The sequence below is a fragment of the Filomicrobium insigne genome, from assembly GCF_900104305.1.
Classification (GTDB): Bacteria; Pseudomonadota; Alphaproteobacteria; order Rhizobiales; family Hyphomicrobiaceae; genus Filomicrobium; species Filomicrobium insigne.
The window spans coordinates 431,385-449,755 of record NZ_FNJC01000001.1; the positions used below are offsets into that span (position 1 = coordinate 431,385).

General features: G+C 57.5%; 8 protein-coding genes. 4 read left to right on the forward strand and 4 right to left on the reverse strand.

Translation table 11 applies throughout. From position 1 onward, the window contains the following. Positions 1–19: 19 nt before the first annotated feature. From BLS30_RS02010 to BLS30_RS02025, 4 genes are all read left to right on the forward strand, one after another. Complete coding sequence (locus BLS30_RS02010) at positions 20–568, forward strand: TRAP transporter small permease (protein ID WP_046477974.1); 549 nt, start codon at positions 20–22, stop codon at positions 566–568. After that, a complete protein-coding gene (locus tag BLS30_RS02015; RefSeq protein ID WP_046477973.1) occupies positions 568–1,896 on the forward strand; it encodes a TRAP transporter large permease in 1,329 nt (442 codons plus the stop codon). Before BLS30_RS02010 ends, BLS30_RS02015 begins: the two co-directional genes overlap by 1 nt. Before the next feature lie 47 nt (positions 1,897–1,943). Beyond that, positions 1,944–2,648, forward strand: coding sequence for a cyclase family protein (locus BLS30_RS02020; protein ID WP_046477972.1), 705 nt, complete (start codon positions 1,944–1,946; stop codon positions 2,646–2,648). Positions 2,649–2,717: 69 nt separating this feature from the next. Beyond that, entirely contained in the window at positions 2,718–4,121 is a 1,404-nt protein-coding gene (locus BLS30_RS02025; RefSeq protein WP_090226238.1) for an amidase family protein, read from the forward strand. Positions 4,122–4,142: 21 nt separating this feature from the next. On the opposite strand, the gene BLS30_RS02030 is transcribed toward BLS30_RS02025, so the two are convergent. The 4 genes from BLS30_RS02030 to BLS30_RS02045 form a co-directional block, all read right to left on the reverse strand. After that, on the reverse strand, positions 4,143–5,471 hold the full coding sequence (locus BLS30_RS02030; RefSeq protein WP_046477970.1) for an HlyD family type I secretion periplasmic adaptor subunit: 1,329 nt from the start codon (positions 5,469–5,471) through the stop codon (positions 4,143–4,145). A gap of 18 nt (positions 5,472–5,489) precedes the next feature. Then, positions 5,490–7,481, reverse strand: coding sequence for a cadherin-like domain-containing protein (locus BLS30_RS02035; RefSeq protein WP_090226240.1), 1,992 nt, complete (start codon positions 7,479–7,481; stop codon positions 5,490–5,492). Continuing rightward, on the reverse strand, positions 7,478–9,244 hold the full coding sequence (locus BLS30_RS02040; RefSeq protein ID WP_046477969.1) for a type I secretion system permease/ATPase: 1,767 nt from the start codon (positions 9,242–9,244) through the stop codon (positions 7,478–7,480). The genes BLS30_RS02035 and BLS30_RS02040 overlap by 4 nt, the downstream gene beginning before the upstream one ends. Before the next feature lie 81 nt (positions 9,245–9,325). Beyond that, entirely contained in the window at positions 9,326–18,205 is an 8,880-nt protein-coding gene (locus tag BLS30_RS02045; RefSeq protein ID WP_210183987.1) for a peroxidase family protein, read from the reverse strand. Positions 18,206–18,371: the final 166 nt, after the last annotated feature.

The window sequence follows — 18,371 nt, forward strand, 5'->3', positions numbered from 1 at the left end:
TTCCAAGGAGTGACGCCAGGTGTTGCAGACCATCGACACAGTCGTCGAGCGCATCAGCGAAGCTTTGAAATATCTGGCTGCGATCCTTCTTCTTCTGATCGCGGGGCTCATTACCACTGACGTGGTGATGCGTTCTCTCCTGAATAAACCGATCATCGGCATCGCCGAAATCGTCGCGAACGGCATCGTCATCATCGCCTATCTACAGCTCAGCTATACTGTGCGTATCGGCGCGATGTTGCGCTCGGAACTACTCATAAATTGGCTGGGGCCTCGCGGGAAGATCGTACTTGAGACTGTAATCGCCATCCTCGGCATTGGTCTCTTTAGCCTGATCGCCTGGTCGTCTTATGCGCCGATGATGCGCGCCATTGCGACCAGCGAGTTCGAAGGACATGCCTCATTCCAGCTTCCGACGTGGCCCCTGCGCGTTATCATCGTCTCGTGTTCTATTTTCGCAGTCGTCAACTACGTCCTTCTCGCCGTAAAGGCTGTCCTTAAAGGCGAAACCGCACACACCTCCCATGAGGTCCCTGCAGACGAAAGCAGCAAAGTGGGAGCACACTAATGGGCGGGCCTGAATTCGCGATTGCAATCATTGCAGTCCTTCTTTTGCTGGTTATGTGCAGCGTTCCAGTGGTCCTGGCACTCGGGCTATGCAGCTTCTTCGGGCTTGCCTATCTTACCGGTAGCCTCGAGATAGCTGGTTCGCTTCTGGCCAACACGACATATGAAGCGATCCGAGACTACGTGTTCGCCGTCATTCCGCTCTTCGTGTTGATGGGTGAATTCATTTCGCGATCCGGCGCGGCGTCGGATCTCTACAATCTGGTCAACCGCGGCTTTAAGCGGTTGCCCGGCCGTCTGGCGCTCGCGACCGTTGGCGGAAACGCCGTCTTTGGTGCCGTAACGGGTGTGAGCATTGCATCGGCGGCTGCGTTTTCGCGGATCGCCTACCCGCAGATGCTTCGGCACAATTACGACAAGTCGGTTGCCCTGGGATCAATCGCGGGCAGTGCCTCTCTCGGCATGCTCATTCCACCGAGTGTCCTGCTGATTGTCTGGGGTGTGATCTCCGAGCAGTCGATCGGCCGCCTTTTCGTGGCAGGTGTCCTACCTGGCATTTTATTGGCGACCATGTTCTTCGTCTTCATTATTGGTTTCGCCATACTTCGGCCTTCCGCATTCGGCGGCGCTCACGCGAATACGGCGATCGCGGAAGATGAAAACGGCGAAAGCCGACTCAATGAAGTGTTCGGTGGCCTCGGCGTTGCGCTTCTCATTTTTGCCGTGCTCGGCGGAATTTGGTTGGGCGCCTTTACGCCAACGGAAGCTGCTGGCATCGGTGCACTGCTTGCTCTCGTCCTCGCAGTCCTAAAAGGCGTTCCGCTTACGGGGCTAAAAGAGGCTGTGCTTGAAACCGGACGTATCTCCGCGCCGCTTCTGTTCTTGCTCATCACAGCGCAGATGTATTCCCGCCTTCTTGCACTCGGCGGAATCGTAGACTTCATCCAGACGCTGTTCCTCAGCGTCGGCGACTCTCCACTGACGATTCTCCTCATCATGGTCGCGGTCTGGTTCGTGCTGGGAATGTTCATCGATTCCGTTTCGATCATTCTGCTCACGGTTCCCATCTTCGCGCCCCTCGCGCTGAGCGCCGGGTACGATCCTATCGCGTTTGCCATTATCGGAATCGTCGCGATCGAGGCAGGCCTCCTGACACCGCCGCTCGGCCTGTGCGTCTATACAGTCAAAGGCTGCGTCAACGATCCCGATGCCACTCTCGGGCGGATATTCCAAGGCTCGATCCCCTACTGGATCATCCTCTTGATCCTGGTGTTCCTGGTCGCGGCCTTCCCCGCTCTCGCAACATGGCTGCCATCGCTCATGCAGTGAGCAGCCGCCCCCCCTTACTATCAACGCCAACTACCGGAGGTACGCCCGTGGCACGCCGAATCGTCGATCTGAGTCTGACCGTCGAAGATAATATGCCGGCTCATAAGCTATTCCAGAGCCCCATTTACTTGAAAGCCTTGTCGCACGAAGCGACTCAGTCAATGGGCCTGGGCGTGCCCGGCGACGCCATGACGTTCCAAACAAACTACATCGGAATGCTCGATCACGTCGGCACGCACGTCGACGCGTTCCTGCACGTTAATCCCAAGGGCGCGCCCATCGACGAGATGCCGCTTGACCTGTTCATGGGCAAGGCGGTTTGCTTCGACCTGCGTCACATCGGAGACCTAGAAGACATCACCGAAGCACATATGGCCGAAGCCGAGCAAAAAGCTGGTGTGAAGGTTGATGGGCACATCGTGCTTCTGTGCACGGGCTTCCATGCGCGCAACTGGGGAGATCGCAACAAGATCGTGTGGGGTAACCCCGGCCTCACGGTCGAGGCTACTCGCTGGCTCCACGACCGTGGCTCTCGCATGCACGGTGTCGAAGGCCCTTCAACGGACAAGCCTTCCGACAATATTTTCGCTCAGCACAGGCTGTGCCGCGACCTCGGCATTTCGCACTTTGAGTGGCTCGTCAATCTTGAAGAACTCGTCGGCAAAGGCGAGTTTGAATTCATCGGCCTACCGATCAAATTCAAAGGCGGATCGGGTTCTCCAGTTCGTGCAGTGGCGATCCTGGAAGAGTAATTCTTACACGCTGGGGGAGGCGGCGCGCTTCCCCCGCAAAAAATCTCAAAACACTATGGGAGAGAGCGGATGGCGACCGGGTTTGCCTTCATGGGTGTGCGCGAAATGGCGGGCCTTTTTGCCCGCAAAGAAGCCTCGCCAATTGAAGTGCTCGATGATGTCATCGGCCGGTTGTCAACGCTCGAACCCAAACTGAATATGTTTGCGTGCCTCGATCTTGAGGGCGCACGCAAACTGGCCCAAGCCTCTGAACAAAGAATGATGCGTGGCGAGCGCATCGGCATACTTGATGGCATCCCGACGTCGATCAAAGACCTGATCGCCATGCAGGGGCTTCCGCTTCGTTCCGGGTCGAAGGCCTCGGCGGATACCCCGGCCGCGCTTGACGCTCCCGTCACAGAACGCTTGCGCAACGCAGGCGCCGTTCTCTTGGGCAAATCGACAACCAGCGAGTTTGGCTGCAAGGCTGTTGGCGACAGCCCGCTCACAGGGATAACGCGGAATCCCTGGAACCTTGATATGACCCCCGGCGGTTCGAGTTGCGGGGCGGCTGCGGCCGTTGCCTCCGGTCTGCTTCCCTATACGATTGGAACCGATGGCGGAGGATCGTTACGCATCCCTGGCGCGTTATGCGGCCTCGTTGGCTTCAAAGCGCAGTTTGCTCGCATTCCCATTTTTCCGGTTTCCGCAACACCGACGCTGGCGCACGTTGGTCCATTGACGCGGACCTGCGAAGATGCGGCGGCCGTTCTTTCGGTGATTTGCGGATATGATCGCCGTGATCCGTTCACCGTAGCCGGACCGGTGCCTGACTTTGCGCCAGGTCAACCCGCCGGGCGGCCTCTAAGGATCGCCTGGAGCCCAACGCTCGGTTATGCGCGAGCCGATGCGGAAGTCCTTTCGCTCTGTGAAAAAGCCGCGAAATCTTTTGAAGCTCTCGGTCACCACGTGGATGTTGTCGATCACGTCATGGACGACCCTGGTGATATCTGGACGGCAGAATTCTATGCCGGCGTGGGGACACGCCTGCGTGCAACCGTTGAAACAGCACCCGAATTGATTGATCCGGCCGTTTTGGAAGTTCTCAAAGAGGCGATTTCTCAAGATATGCGGTCCTACTACGACCGCGTGTTCGCACGGTATGCATTCCGTGAAAAGATGCGTGAGTTCTTTGAGGACTACGATCTGCTTCTTTCACCGACGTTGCCGACGGCAGCGTTCCCGGTCGGGTTGAATACGCCGCCGGGGTACGAGGACAGAAGCATCGTTTCGTGGGTGTATTACACTTATCCCTTTAATCTGACGGGACAGCCTGCTGCTTCCATCCCAGCCGGGCTGACGAGTGATGGATTGCCCGTTGGACTCCAGATCGTGGCCGGGGCCCACGACGATGCCCTGCTGTTCGAGGCCGCCTCAGCCTACGAACCGACCTCGGAATTCACCGCCCAAGCGCAATGGCCCACAATTGTATAGCGTGGGAACTTCCGCCTCCGCTTACTCTTCGCGGAACGCCTTTGTGAACTGATCGGTGATGGGTTTCACGATGTAAGATAGGGCCGTGCGGTCTTCTGTCGTGATGAAGACTTCAACTGGCATGCCCGGAAGCAGCGTCTTATCCCCGAGCTTGGCGAGTTCGTCAGGCAGCACTTCGATGTCTGCCATATAGTTGACCTCACCTGTGGCCGCATCGCGCGTCGTTGCCGGTGACACGCGTGCCACGCGGCCTTCCAATTCAGGTGTCGTGCGCTGATTGAACGTTGAGAAGCGTAGCCTTGCACGCTGCCCTTCCGCAACCTGATCGATGCTTACCGGGGAAACTTTCGCTTCTATCTTGAGTTTGGCGCCTTCCGGCACAATGGTGGCCAAAACTGCAGCCGGAGAAATCACACCACCGATTGTGTGAATGTTCAGTTCGTTGATGGTGCCGGATATCGGCGCGCGAATATCCGTACGCGCCAGGCGATCTTCAATTGCGGTACGACGTTCCTGGAGTTCGGAGATCCTGGTGTTGACCACGCTCAGTTCCCGTTGCGCCTCGGTTCTCGCGTTTTCATCGATGGCCATGATCTGAAGGCGGATTTCTCCAACCCGCGTTTTAGCTCGGGCGATGCCGGCATCAATTTCTCCGCGCTCTCCCAGCAATTTTGTCATTTCACGCTCAATCGTGTAAAGGCGCGGTGCCTCGACAAGACCTTTCTGCAGCAATTTTTTGATCTTTGTGAACTCCACTTCGACCAGTGCAAGTTCATCGCCCTTGGCTTTACGCTGCGCCTCCAGTCCTCTCACCTCTTCACCAATTTGATCGACTTGCAACGCGAGCTGCTGCTTCTGGCTATCCCGATGTGTGCGGTTTCCGGAGAATAAGTGAGTTTCGCCGCGAATAGCACCAGATGCGGTTTCGCTTTCGTGCTCCAAGCCGTCAGGAAAGTCGAGCGTAGCCAAACCATCTCTCTCTGCGCTCAGGCGCGCGCGACGCGCCGCCAGCTCCGCGAGCTGCGATCGAACGATGGAGAGTTCCGCTCGCGTCTGGGCGTCGTCAAGGCGTAGAAGTATTTGGCCAGCTTTAACAAAATCGCCTTCGCGAATAGCGATCTCGCCGACGATGCCGCCATCACGATGCTGAACCGCCTTCAAGTTGCGATCAACATTGACAGAACCTGACGCGATGATCGCGCCTGCAAGTTCGGCTGTCGCAGCCCATCCGCCCAATCCAAGAACGAGCAGCATGCTTAAGGCGGCACCTGTCACCATGCGTGTGCCAACGCGAAAAGCTTGTTCATCATCCAACCTGGACTTGCGCGCCTTGTCTGCTTTGTTGCTCACGGCAATTCCTCTGTGTTCCTATACGCCTTCGACAGTGACAAGCACTTGCAGTTCCGCGATCTCTATGGTCGTTTCCCAGACACCGTCTTTATTGAGATCAGCTTCAATTACTGTGTGGCCCAGTTCTTCGGATCGTTCATCGTGGTAGCGAAGGCGTATGCCGTCATCGTCCACCTCTTCGCCATAAACCTTCTCGAACCGGTCCTCGACTTCATCCAAGACCTCCTTGAACAAGTCATGTTTGGAGATCCGTAAGCGGTCTCCATGCTGGAAGTCAGTAATTTCGAAGGCGATTGTCATCAATGTTGACGGGGTGCTCTCTGGCGCGCTGAATTCGAACACGTCGCTCCCATCTCCGCCGGTCATGACGACACCGTTGTTTCTGCCAACGATGAAGTGATCGTCACCACCACCTGTGCGGAAATGCTCGAAGTTACTGAAGCTGTCGCTGCCGATTTCGGCCCCACTCGCCATACCGGACATGATGTTAATCGTCACCATGTCGGTGGCGCTGGAATAATCCAGCCGGTCGAAACCTTCGCCTCCGTCATAGTGGTCGTCGTCACCGTCGCTTGCCGCTACTAAGATATCATTTCCATCGCCCGCTGCGACGGTATCGTTGCCGAAGCCATCCATAACGATATCGTTGCCGTCCCCACCATGGATATCGTCATTGCCTGCGTCACCGTCGATCCTGTCGTCGCCGGAATCGCCGTGGAGCACATCGTGTCCGGCCTCGCCGAACAAGATGTCATTGTGGGCACCGCCGTACAGTGTGTCGTTTCCGGTTCCGCCGAACAGCCGGTCGTTGCCATCGCCGCCAAAGATCAGGTCATGGCCGTCGTCGCCAAACAACGCGTCGCTGCCGCCTTCGCCGAAGATGCGGTCGTTGCCAGCGCCGCCTGAGACATAATCGTCGCCCAAGCCGGCAAATATGATGTCATGGCCGGTTCCGCCGTAGACGACATCATCACCATCGCCCGCGACGATATGGTCGTTGCCGCTCCCTCCAGTGATTACGTCATTGCCCGCACCAGCGTCGATGATGTCATCGCCGCCCGCGCCATCGATCTCGTTGGCGCACTTCGTACCGAGCAACATGTCGGCATCATCGGTCCCAATGATCGAAGCCTCTTTGACCACCCAGAAATACGCAAATTGCTCAACGGCGAACTGGCCGTCACTGACCGCATACGAGACGATCACCGGACCAAGTTCAAACGTGTCCGTCTCGAACAGCCAGCCGTTCTCAAGAGGCTTCAAGGTTCCTGTTGATACCTGCAGATTCTGAACCGTCAACGGATCGTTGTCTGGATCGACGGCATTGCGCAGGAGGTCGCTGAGGCCGATTGCCAGCGTGGCGCAACTCGCGATATCCATCAGGTAGACCGGACCGCTCAAACGGGGTGCTCTGTTGGCCTGTTGCGACCCACCGTTACCGGCACCAGGACCGCTACCTGTTTCCGTATCGCTACCACCATCAGGTCCAGATGATCCGGGTGTCGAAATGGAGCCGCCACCTCCAATACCACTGCCTCCCGAGGCGGAGATCTTGCCACTCACATTGGGGTTGTCGTTGGCCGCTACCGGTTGGAAAATAATGGTCTTCGGCGAGAACCACTCTAGTTTCGGTGAAGGATCCATAAACTGAAATGCTGGAGACTCAGATAGCGTGAAACTTAATGGACGCGGCAAATCCAGCACTGCCAAGGACGTGCTCGATCCCACCTTCTCGGTGTTTTCTCCGGTGGGCGTGCCTGCGACCTGACCTGTCGTGGTTTGTGAGGTTGCGAGTTCCGTTTCGTCCTGCTCAGGAGGGGTGTCGGCCGGGGGATCTTCCTGCGTCTTACTCGCACTCGGGAAGATTGACTTGAGGTAGAGCCCTACGGCAGCGAGTAGCACCACGACATACGCTGGCGTCTTTGAGTTCTTGTCCATGCTCTTATGGACATAACGCTCGTGAGGATCATTCTCTTGGGGTGATGTCTTCGTACCCTTGATTTCGATCATGCCGGCACCCTTTGCGCTTGCCGCTCTAGCGGCTTTTCGACGGGCTGCGGATCGGTGTTTACGCTGCGTGGAACAAATTTCGCGACAACATCTTCCTTTCGACCGAAGGACGTCACGCGACCATTTTGAACGACAGCCACCAAATCGACGGCGGCCAAGGCACTTGGGCGATGAGCTATCACAATCACAATGCCGCCGCGCTCGCGCACGCTTCGCATCGCCAGGGTGAGTGCCGCCTCGCCTTCGCCGTCCAGATTCGAATTCGGTTCGTCGAGAATCACCAGGAATGGGTTGCCGAACAGCGCGCGCGCGAGCCCGATGCGTTGACGCTGGCCGCCCGATAGCGATGCCCCTTGCGGCCCAAGTTGGGTCTGGTAGCCATCCGGCATCCGCACAATCATCTCATGAACGCCGGCAGCACGCGCTGCTGCGACGATCTCCGAAGGATCGGCATCGGGATTCAGTCGCGAAATGTTTTCACCGATCGTGGCATCCAACAGTGCGACGTCCTGCGGCAGGTATCCGATATGACGCCCCAACGCTTCGTCATCCCACTGGGATAAATCAGCATCGTCGAGCCGAACATTCCCGCGAAGCACAGGCCAAAGTCCGGTGAGCGCCCGGGCCAGCGTCGTCTTGCCGCCACCGCTGGGGCCGATGATGCCGAGTGCGTCTCCGGCTTTGAGCTCTAAGCTAACCTCGCTGAGCAGCACGCGGCCTACCGCTGGCGCCGCCACGGTGACATTTTCGATCTTGAGCGATTTTGTTGGATCCGGCAGAGCCATCCTCGGTGCCGCTCCCGCGAGCGAAACAACCGTCTCTTTCAAACGTCCGAACGCAGCACGCGCCGCGACCACATTCTTCCAGTTTGCGATTGCCAAATCGATCGGAGCCAATGCTCTCGCAGACGCGACAGAAGCCGCAATAATCGCGCCTGCCGTCAGATCTCCATTAATGGTCAAAAGCGCGCCCAGACCGAGGACGGCGGACTGCAGAAGCATCCGCAATACCCGCGATATTGCGCTGAACGTGCCGCTGATGTCGGTGGCCCGCGTTTGCAGTTCGAGATGCTCGTCGTTCGCCTCGTTGAAGCGTGCGACCGCTCGTTTCGCGAAGCCCATAGCCTTCAGGATCTCGGCATTGCGCGCGTTGGAATCGGCTACCGCATTGCGCGCCACGACAGCCTGCTGCGTTGACTTGGTCAAGCGACGGGTGAGGATCTCAGCAAGGATCGTCAGGAGCGCCAAGACTGCAGCGCCACCAATCGTCAGGGCGCCGAGATAGGGATGCAGCATATAAACGAAGACAAGAAATACGGGCATCCAAGGCAGATCGAAGAGGGCTAGTGGTCCCTGACTTCCCAGAAAGCCGCGCACCGTATCAACGTCGCGTCCGCGTTCGAGTGCTTCGGCCGTCGAAAAGCCGAAGCGTGGCATGTCTATTGCCACCTGATGAGCGATCGGAGCGATGTTCTTGTCGAGCCGCGCACCAATCCGAACGAGGATCTGCGAACGGATGATGTCGAACATTCCCTGGAAGAGATAAAGACCGATCGCAACTGCAGATATCGCGACCAGAGTTGGAATGCTGCCGCTCGTCAACGCGCGGTCGTAGATCTGCAGCATGTAGAAAGCGCCGGTCAGGGCCAGGATGTTGATGATCCCGGACATGACGAACAGGAAAACGAGTATGCCGCGAAACCCTTGCGTGAGTTGTTCGGCCTGTTTTCTTTTATTCGCTGACTTCGCAGCCTCGGAGCGCATGGAGAACTATTCCTCGGGTTAACTGCCTATGCGAGAACTCTCCCGCGGGCCGGCTCTCGCCGAGCCCGCGGGCAACAGGCGTTACAGATCGAAGTCGCTCTCGGTGAGGTTCTGCGTTCCCTTTATGCTGATCTTGAAGTCAGAATCGGTGCCGCCGCTGGTGTTGCCTTCCACGACGGTGAATTCCTCACCGTCTCTCGTTTCATAGCTGACCAGCAATTCCCCGCTGGCACCGGTGAATGCACCGGACACGAGGGTGAACGACTGGTTGCCAGCTGAGCCACCATTGGCGTCGATTGCGCTCAGATCAATTTTGTCTCCGGGCTGGAAGCTCATAATCGTGTCGCCGTCGGCGTCACCTCCAGACAAGAAGCGGAACGTATCGGCTCCAGCTCCACCGTCCATCACGTTGGCGGCGCTGCTTGCGGTAATGACGTCGTCACCAGAACCCGTTACGACATTCTCGATGCCCCAGAGCGTATCTTGGCCGCTGTCAGCACTGAACGCGCTGCCGATACCCATGAAGCCACTGCCGAGATCGACGGTCGCGTCGGCCGAGACCGCGCTCATGTCGAGGGTGTCATTACCCGTTCCGCCCGACATCTCGTCACCGTAGTAGGTGTCGTTTCCGTCACCTGCATTTGCGACGATCCGGTCGTCACCAGCCCCCGCGAAAACGGTGTCGTTGCCAGCACCGCCCTGAATGAGGTTGCCGCCTGCACCGCCGAAGATGTGGTCGTTACCATCATCGCCGTAGAGCATATCGGCGCCCTTGCCACCGAAGATGTCATCATCGCCGATGCCGCCGAATATGACGTCCCGCCCGTCTTCGCCGCTCAGGAGGTCGTTGCCGCTATCACCTCTGATAATATCAGCGCCAGCGCCACCCGAGATAACATCATCACCGCCGAAACCAAGCAGCGTGTCAGCGCCCGACGTACCGGTCAGGACATCCGTACCCTCGCCACCGATGTGTGCCGTGGGAGCGGGAGTCTGTACGTCGTCGTTATCGTCAACAGTTTCACTGTCGTCGTCATCACCGCTACCGGTGGTGTCGTCATCATTGTTGTTAGTGTCAGTACCGGTGCCATCACCCGTTCCGGTGTCGGTCCCGTTATCTTCATCATCGACTTCGAAAATGTGCTCCGGCAGGCCGGTCAGCCCCGTGTTGCGCGCGATGATGTCTGAGAACTCCTGACCATCGATGAAGGTCTCGTAGAAGTCGAAGTTGTCGAAACGATCGGTGTAGTAGAAGCGATCGCCCTCCTGCAGACGGTCAAGTTGCTCATGAATCACGACCCAGAAGGTTTGTCCGACGACACCGCCATTGATGTGCTTCTCGGCCAGCCCACCAACCCACACGTCGAGGCGATCTATTCCTTTGACAACCTTGGATCCATTCGCACCATCCAGAAGCTGGATATTCGGGTTGACCTCCTGGAAGGCCGCAACCTCCTCAGGTGACAAAACGAGATCCGGATATGCCTCCTTAAATTGCGCGATGACCACATCGCTCAGTCCGTTTCGGGCCTGGAAGTCTTCCCAAGACGTATACGGCGACAGATCACCTGCGAACCCAACCGCCTCCATGACGTATGGGTTCTGGGACATCATCAGATCCGCTCGGATCTGGTTGAGCGTACCCAGGCCAAGGTCACGGCTGCGTGCGACGTTGAAGGAGAAGAGATCGGCGTTGATGCGCACGAGGTCGTTCCGCACTGCATCGACGATGTTGAAGTCAACTTCTTCAGCGGTCTGTTGAACGATACCGCCCAGAATGGAGTCGACGCCTAACTGTTCGTAACCTGGCTGAGGCACGTAGCCTGGAGGCAATGGTCCGGCAAACACACCGCTTTCATTGCTCGGATTGAGGAACGCATCGAACAGGGCAACCTGCGTAGGTTGGCCGTTCTCATCGATGACCGTCATGGTTTGACCGATGAGTGAATGGCCGAACCGATACGCTGCGGCAGCAAACTCGTGAGAGATGCCTGCGTCGGCCTGCGGGTTGTACCCGTCGTGTCCGTGCGATCCTGATCCTCGCATACCACCAAGCAGGGTGTCTGCGAATTCGTCAAAGACGACTCGCTGATATTCCGCTTCGTTGATCATCTTTGCGGCCTGGAACACTTCTTCCGGCGTGCCTTCAAAGCCATGTGCTTCGAGATTTTCAACGTGGAAGTTGTGGTTACGGGCCCAGATCGTATGCATCGAGGTTAGGGCGAAGTTTTCGTTCGCGCGCCCATCGCCGGCGACGTAGTGATCCAGCAGATTGATGAAGGGGTTCGTGTCCAGCAGCAAGGAGTGGCCACTGCCCATGAAATTGGAGGCGATAGATGAAACGACCATCGGATCGAAGGCACCTTCTGCATTAAGCAGCGTGCCAGTGGCACCGCCTTCCAATGGATAGTCGGTATAGTAATCCCGGAAAGCTATCGATCCGTTCGGCAAGGAGTCCGAATAGAAGATAGTGTTGTTTTCCCAGTGATGCTGGATCAGCTCACGCAGGGTGGGGAGGAGATTGAACTCTGGTGCCGACGGATCTGGTCCTCCTGCGAGCAGGTGGCTACCCAAACCGCCTGAACCGTCGCCCTCGCGCAAGAATTGTCCGACGAGTTCATGTGAGCCATAGGCTTGGTTCTGATCGACGTAAGGCGACGTCTTGTTGATGTGAATTGGCACGCCGTTCTCGTCGAATCCAGCAACCGTGCCTCGCGTGAGGTCGGCCGGGTTGTCCGTGCCTGGTGCGCGCTCGGCGCCGGGGCCGCCAATCTCGATGATCCCATTCCCACCCTTCGGGATGAAGTCGAGGCCGTGATCAAAGTACTGACCGAATGCCATGAAGAAGATGTTGGCATCCTGAGCTTTCGGCAGATTGGCTTCCTGTTCACCCAGGATGTTGCTGATGGAGCGCGGATCGAGGCCATCGAAGATCGGGTTGATCGCGCGATTTCCATCGGCATCGGGATCTCCATAGCGAGCTCCGGTAAGCCGAATGAACGGCTCGTCTGCTGCGCCCCAATCGGGGTTGGCGATGTTGTTGCCATGACCCGATACGGTACGTACGCCAGGAACGGAATCGTCGTCACCAGGAATTTCTAGTCCGTTGACCAGAGCCTTAAGTCCCGCCAGGTCGCTCTCAGTGAGCGTAAAGTTGCCCTGACCCGAACCACCGGGAACGACCTGCGTGATGTTGTCATCCGAGAAGGTGATCGAATTACTGCCATTCGACATCGTCACGGTGCCGTCGCCGTTATCGACGATGTTATAGTCGGATGGATTTGCGCCCGGCGGCAGTTCGATTACATCCTGCGGACGCATCATGCCGAGGATCGTATCGTTCCCGCCGTTCGACTTGAACACAATCCGATGGGCCGAACTTAGGGTCGACATGTCGATTGTGTCATCCCCAGGCGTACCATCAATTGTGATCGTGCTGGTACTCAGGCTCGTTGGAGTAAAGTCTCCGATCGGGATGAACGTGTCGCCGCCGCCAGCTCCCGTGATGTGGATCTCTTCGATGTTGTCGAGTTCGGCGATAATCGATGCGTTATCGGTGCCGTTACGGGTGATGACAATTTCCGTGGCGGCATTAAGCCCGGTCATGCCCGCTGCCAACGCTTCAGCTCGCGAATAGATACGGAAAGTTTCCGCGGTCTGATCGCCGGTGATGTGGACTGTGTCCGTGGCCGCACCACCGTTCACGAAATCCCGGCCATCGCCGACACGCCAAAGCGTCAGGTCGTCGCCGCCGCCGCCATTGACCGTGTCGTTGCCTGCGCCTCCAACCAGGACGTCCGCACCATTGTTACCATTCAGGGTATCGACACCACCATGTCCCAGCAGGATATCTGAGCCGCCAGTACCGCCCGTGGTCGCGCCACCGTTTGTACCGTTAAACAAGGTGTAGGTCGTGCCTGCGAAACGGAGCTGCTCAATACTGGTCAGCGTGTCCGTGCCTTCCGCACCGACGGTGTCCGTCACGGTGAGCTGGTTGGCACCGTTTAGCGAGAAGGCATAATTTTCAACGCTACCAGAATAGACAGCGACGTCCGTTCCGCCACCGCCGTTGAGCGTATCGTTACCTTCTCCACCATTGAGCGTGTCGTTTCCACCGAGACCGCTCAAAATGTCATCGCCGGCGTTGCCGTTCAACGTATCGGCGCCGCCAAGAGCACCGATATTGAACAACCCGTTCGTTCCGGTTGCGATGTCATCACCCGCCGTTCCGTTGAACGTATTCGCCAGGAAGGGCACAGCGTTCCAATTGTCACCGACGACACCGGTTGGTTCTGAGAAGACTGTTTCGAGCTCGCCTGACCCATCAGTGAAGCTGACGGCCACACGAAGGATATCGCCGACCTGACTTCCAAATCCGAGTACACCTTCATTCGGCGTGAACGACGCGCCGGTCCCTCCGAGCCCAGCAGGGATATCGACCCAGGTCGTGCCATTATCCTCGGAAACCTGCCACTGGAAGGAGAACGGCCCCAGACCATCAGGATCCTGAATGGCGCTAGTGTCCACCGTCAACGTCTGCCCTTCGGTCGGCGTGAGATCGCTGATGACTGGAACACCCGTGGCCGGCTGGCTTACCTGTACGTCCTGATCCCGGAAGCGAAGGATCTCGATGTTGCGCAAGGTATCAACACCGTCGGAAACGATGTTGGTTCCCGTTGCCGGATCGATCTCAGCCGTCACAGTGACGTGGGTGACGGTTATGCTGCCATCGTCGTTGTAGGTGATCGTGTAATTCGCCAAGTCGTCGTTGAAGACGGCGACGTCAACATCACCCTCATGGCCGCCATCGAGAATTTCACGGACGATGTGCAATTGGTTCGGCCTGATCTCCCGTGCGATGAGCAAATCGAAGAGTGATTTGCCCTGCCAAGCCACGATCGCGAAATCATCCGTAAACGTATGTTTTAGGCTCGTCACCGTGGCGATTTCATTTTCCGCCAAGTTCTCCTGACCGTTGCCCGTGATCCTGATGCGAACGTTCAGCCACTTGTCGCCATCGAGGACGTCGTCGCCGCCGTTGCCTTCAAGAATGTCGCTACCGCCGCCGCCTAAGAGAATGTTGCCGCTGTTGAATGCGATCATCTCTTCGAGTTCTGCCGCAGTCGCGCCAGGCGGTGCTGCGTCGATTAGATTGCCAAGCAGTTCGCGCAATCCATCGATGCGGTTGACACCAGCTTGGGTCAGTTCGTCGTTGAAGAAGACCGCTTCATTCGCCGCTGTCGTGTTGCCTTCGATGCCACCCTCACCATCCGGCAGTGCGGCAACGCGATCATCACCGATCAGCGTGTCATTTCGCTCCCAACCCGACAGCGCTTCAACCTTGTCGAAGCGGTTGCGTAGGATGTCTTGCTGCTCCGTGGTGAAGATCTTGATGCGCATATCGGCGTAGCCGTCGATCTGCGAACCTTGGAAGGTCGACCAGTCGAAGCCGAACATGCCTTCGTTACGCATAACGCTTTCGCCCTGGACCATGATGTCGTCGCCGGATTCAGCGTCGAAATCCTGCTCGTCGGATCCGGCGAACATGACGTCGTGGCCAAGGATGGTCGAGTTAAAGAAGAGCTCCGAGTTGTCGCCAGCGATCGTATCGAAGCCGCCGCCGCCTTCGATCCAGTCATCGCCCTCGTTGCCCAACAGGAAGTCGACGCCATCGCCACCAACGATGAAATCGTCACCTTCACCACCGAACACTTCGGTATCGTCCACGCCGACAAAGAATACGTCCTTGCCGTCGCCACCCATAAGGATGTCCAAACCGTTCGAATTGGCGATTACGTCGTCGCCTTCATCGCCCTTGATAAAGTCTCCGGTATCGCCTTCGTCCGTGATGATGTCGTCACCGGCACCACCCATAATGAGGTCGACGCCCTGGCCACCTTCGATACGGTCATCGCCGCCGTCGCCCCAGATCGCATCGTCACCAAGGTCGCCTATGAGCGTGTCTGCATCATTGGTGCCGCCGAGCACGACGTGCTCGCCGCCAGAGAAGCGCAGATAGTTGCCAGGTGATCCATTTGGATTTTCTCGAACGACTTTGCCGAGACCGAGAGCCTCAAGCACCGGATCGTTTCCGACTGGATCGTCGCCGATCTGCATAGCCTGGTTGACTTCGAGGATGTGGTCATACTTCAGGAATGCATCGATACCGATGTGGTGGGCTACGGTGTCGTCAGCCGTACCTTTGATGCCATCAGGGCCGGGATCTTGAATGAGATCGGTATTGGCCATGATGAGCTTTGAGAATGCATTGTTCTCAAGCTCATTGAGGAAATTCAGGCCTTGGGTACGCGTCAGATAGTAGAAGCGATCGCCGTCCTGCAGGTTTTCTAGCTGTGCTTCGAAGATGGCATTGAACGTCGAACCCAGCATGCCGCCGAACAGCAGAATCCGCTCGGCGAGACCGCCGATCCAGAGATCGATGGTGTTAAGGCCCGTATTCTCGGCGCTGTATGAGCCGGTGCTATTGAGGAACGCTTTCCGATCAGCGTCAAAAGCCGCCTGCTCTGTCGGATCTGTGATTGACTGGTCGCCAAAGACAAGTTTGATCGCCGCGTCGCGGCGGCCCGCAAGACTATCTCCCGCGGAAAGAATGGTGTCATGCGTGCCGTAAGCGGCCAGGAAGTTGACCACCGAGATCGGATTCTTCAAGTTTGCGGCGAACTCTACCCAGCTCTCATATGGCTTGAGGAAGCTAGATCCTGTCGCGGCGAAGAGCTGAGCACGCGCATCGTTAAGTGTGGGAACGCCCGTATCCCTGGCACGTGCAATGTTGATAGCTGCGAGGTCGAGCGGAAGCCCAAGCAAATTGTTGCGGAGTGAACCGACGACAAATTCGTCGATCTCGTTACCGTGGACCAATGTCATGCCGCGAACAATGGCGCCTGCGGCCTCTTCGTGGCTGATGGCGCCGTTCTGGTCAAATTCCACGGGATTGAGAAAGGCTTCGATCAAGCCCAGATCAGCTTCGGATTCCCACGTCGTGGGGTCCACCAGCGGCTGGCCGTTCTCATCGACGAAGATGCGCCCGACCGTATCCGTCAGCATGGAGTGGCCGAAGCGGTAAACGGTGTTGGCAAACTCCGCGAAAATGGCTGGGTTGATGTCCGTCACGCTGTTGAATACGAACGGATCAATGGCTGGTTGCACTTTACGGGCGAACTCTTCGAACACGAGGTGCTGATACTGCATCTCAGTCGCGAACCGCGCCATCTGGAACAGCCGCTCGCCATCCCAATTGAGGGTTTCAGCATAGGCCGCCAACGCTGCCGGGTCCGTAGGAATCGCGTCAACTTCAGCTGGCGTGAGATCTGTCAGCAGCCACTCGTTAATGAAATCGATGTCACCCGATTCAAGAACTGTCTTCTTGTTGAGCGCTACTTGGCGGTTATGTTCCGAGTGGAATACGTGATGGACTGCGGTCAGAGCAATGTTCTCGTTTCCACGCCCATCGCCGGTGATGAAGTGGCGATCGAGAAGTTCATCATCGTAGGTTCCGGCTGGTTGGGCGTCCGCAGGTCCACTGACATCGGTGTCGCTGTCAGCGACCTTCATGCTATCCGGGACACCATCGCCGTTGCTGTCAAACATTCCGGGCGCTGCGTTGTGCGCGATATCATCGAGGAATGCGTGCGCTGTGCGTACCGGGCCCAGGCCACCGTTCACATCTGCAATGACGACGGGCTGGACGATGCCATTTATGTCAACGGTTGCGCTCGCGACGATGTCGTCTGACGTATTTGGAATGCCGTCTGCGCCAATGCCGACGATAACCTGCGGGAATCCATCTGCGCCGCGAATGAACTCACCGTAGGCGTCCGTACGCAGGAGCGGGACATTCAAGACGTCGATGTCGCTCAGAACGATCCCAAGCTTCTCTAGAGCCTGGGCCTTGACGTCGCCCCACGTGGGGAGCCCGCCATTCTCGCCGTTCAGCAAGCGGCCGGTGGCAACGGGTACTCCGTCGACGATCGCATATTCACGCAAGAAGACCTGATGCGACGCGTGCGAGGTATACGTCTGGTTCTGATCGACAAATGGCGTCGTCGTGTTGACGTGGTTGACCTCCCCGTCGGGTCCTTCGACAGGTTGAGCGCGTGTGAGCGCCATGAAGCGCAAGTGAGTGGGCAAGTCGTCGGCGGTGCCCAACACGCCGTCCGCGCCGAGCACGAGCGGATCGTCTTCGTTTAGGGGAATGAAGACCGTACCGTTGTCGCTCTTCGTGATCAGGTCGAGACCGTGATCAAAAAACTGGCCGAAGAACGTCATCCAGCCGTTGAACGATGCGGAAATACCCTCGTCGGGCGCTATGTTGGGAATCAACGAAAGATCTTCATTCGTGATCTCCCGGTGGGTCGCAGTCTCAACGATGCCGTCCACCGCGGGTACATCCAGAGTACCCGGTGCAGCCGGCTCCTTGCCGTATTTCTCGATAAATGCAGCTGTAGCCAATTCATTGTTGAACCAGGCCACGATGGCAGCCGGGTTGCTGATGCTCATGTCGACGATCAAGTTTGAGATGATCCGGGGATCTGCGTCAGCAACGTTACCCGGTTGCCCGTAATCGGTGTTCGTGACGACTGGCCCGCCCGGAGGACCAAGCGGCATTTGATCACCGTCCTGGTCATCGAGGAAGCTTCCTTCAAGCATGCGCGGCATGACCTGGTCCGCAGCACCCCAAAGTTCGCGTCCTTCAACGAGGTTGTTATAGCTGCCATCGACTGTACGCAGACCGAACGGTGTTTTCGGATCAGGTATCGCGCGCGGCGCGGCGGGGTCGCCAAGATAGACGCCATCTGGCCCGTACAGGGCTGGGTCTGTGATCACGTTGCCGTTCGCGTCGAGACGGATCTCCGTTAGGGCCGCACCATTAGAATGCGCTTCGGCGATCTTGATCTGCTTCAGGATGAATTCCAGATCATGCTGATTCAACGTGACGCCCATCTCGGTCTCCATCGGCAACGGTTGAAGCTGTCGACGATGCCGACAGCAATGCGGTCTGCAGACAGACCTGCGATCATGAGCTCCAGGATGGATGGGAAATCGATGCGCAAGTAGGGGAGAAGGTCGGACTCAATGTTCGGACTTGGGTCCAGCTTGGGGTCCGACC

Coding starts and splice junctions, on each gene's coding strand:
- BLS30_RS02045 (WP_210183987.1), bottom strand. CDS start 18,205: ATGGGCGTCACGTTGAATCAGCATGATCTGGAATTCATCCTGAAGCAG.
- BLS30_RS02015 (WP_046477973.1), top strand. CDS start 568: ATGGGCGGGCCTGAATTCGCGATTGCAATCATTGCAGTCCTTCTTTTG.
- BLS30_RS02040 (WP_046477969.1), bottom strand. CDS start 9,244: ATGCGCTCCGAGGCTGCGAAGTCAGCGAATAAAAGAAAACAGGCCGAA.
- BLS30_RS02025 (WP_090226238.1), top strand. CDS start 2,718: ATGGCGACCGGGTTTGCCTTCATGGGTGTGCGCGAAATGGCGGGCCTT.
- BLS30_RS02035 (WP_090226240.1), bottom strand. CDS start 7,481: ATGATCGAAATCAAGGGTACGAAGACATCACCCCAAGAGAATGATCCT.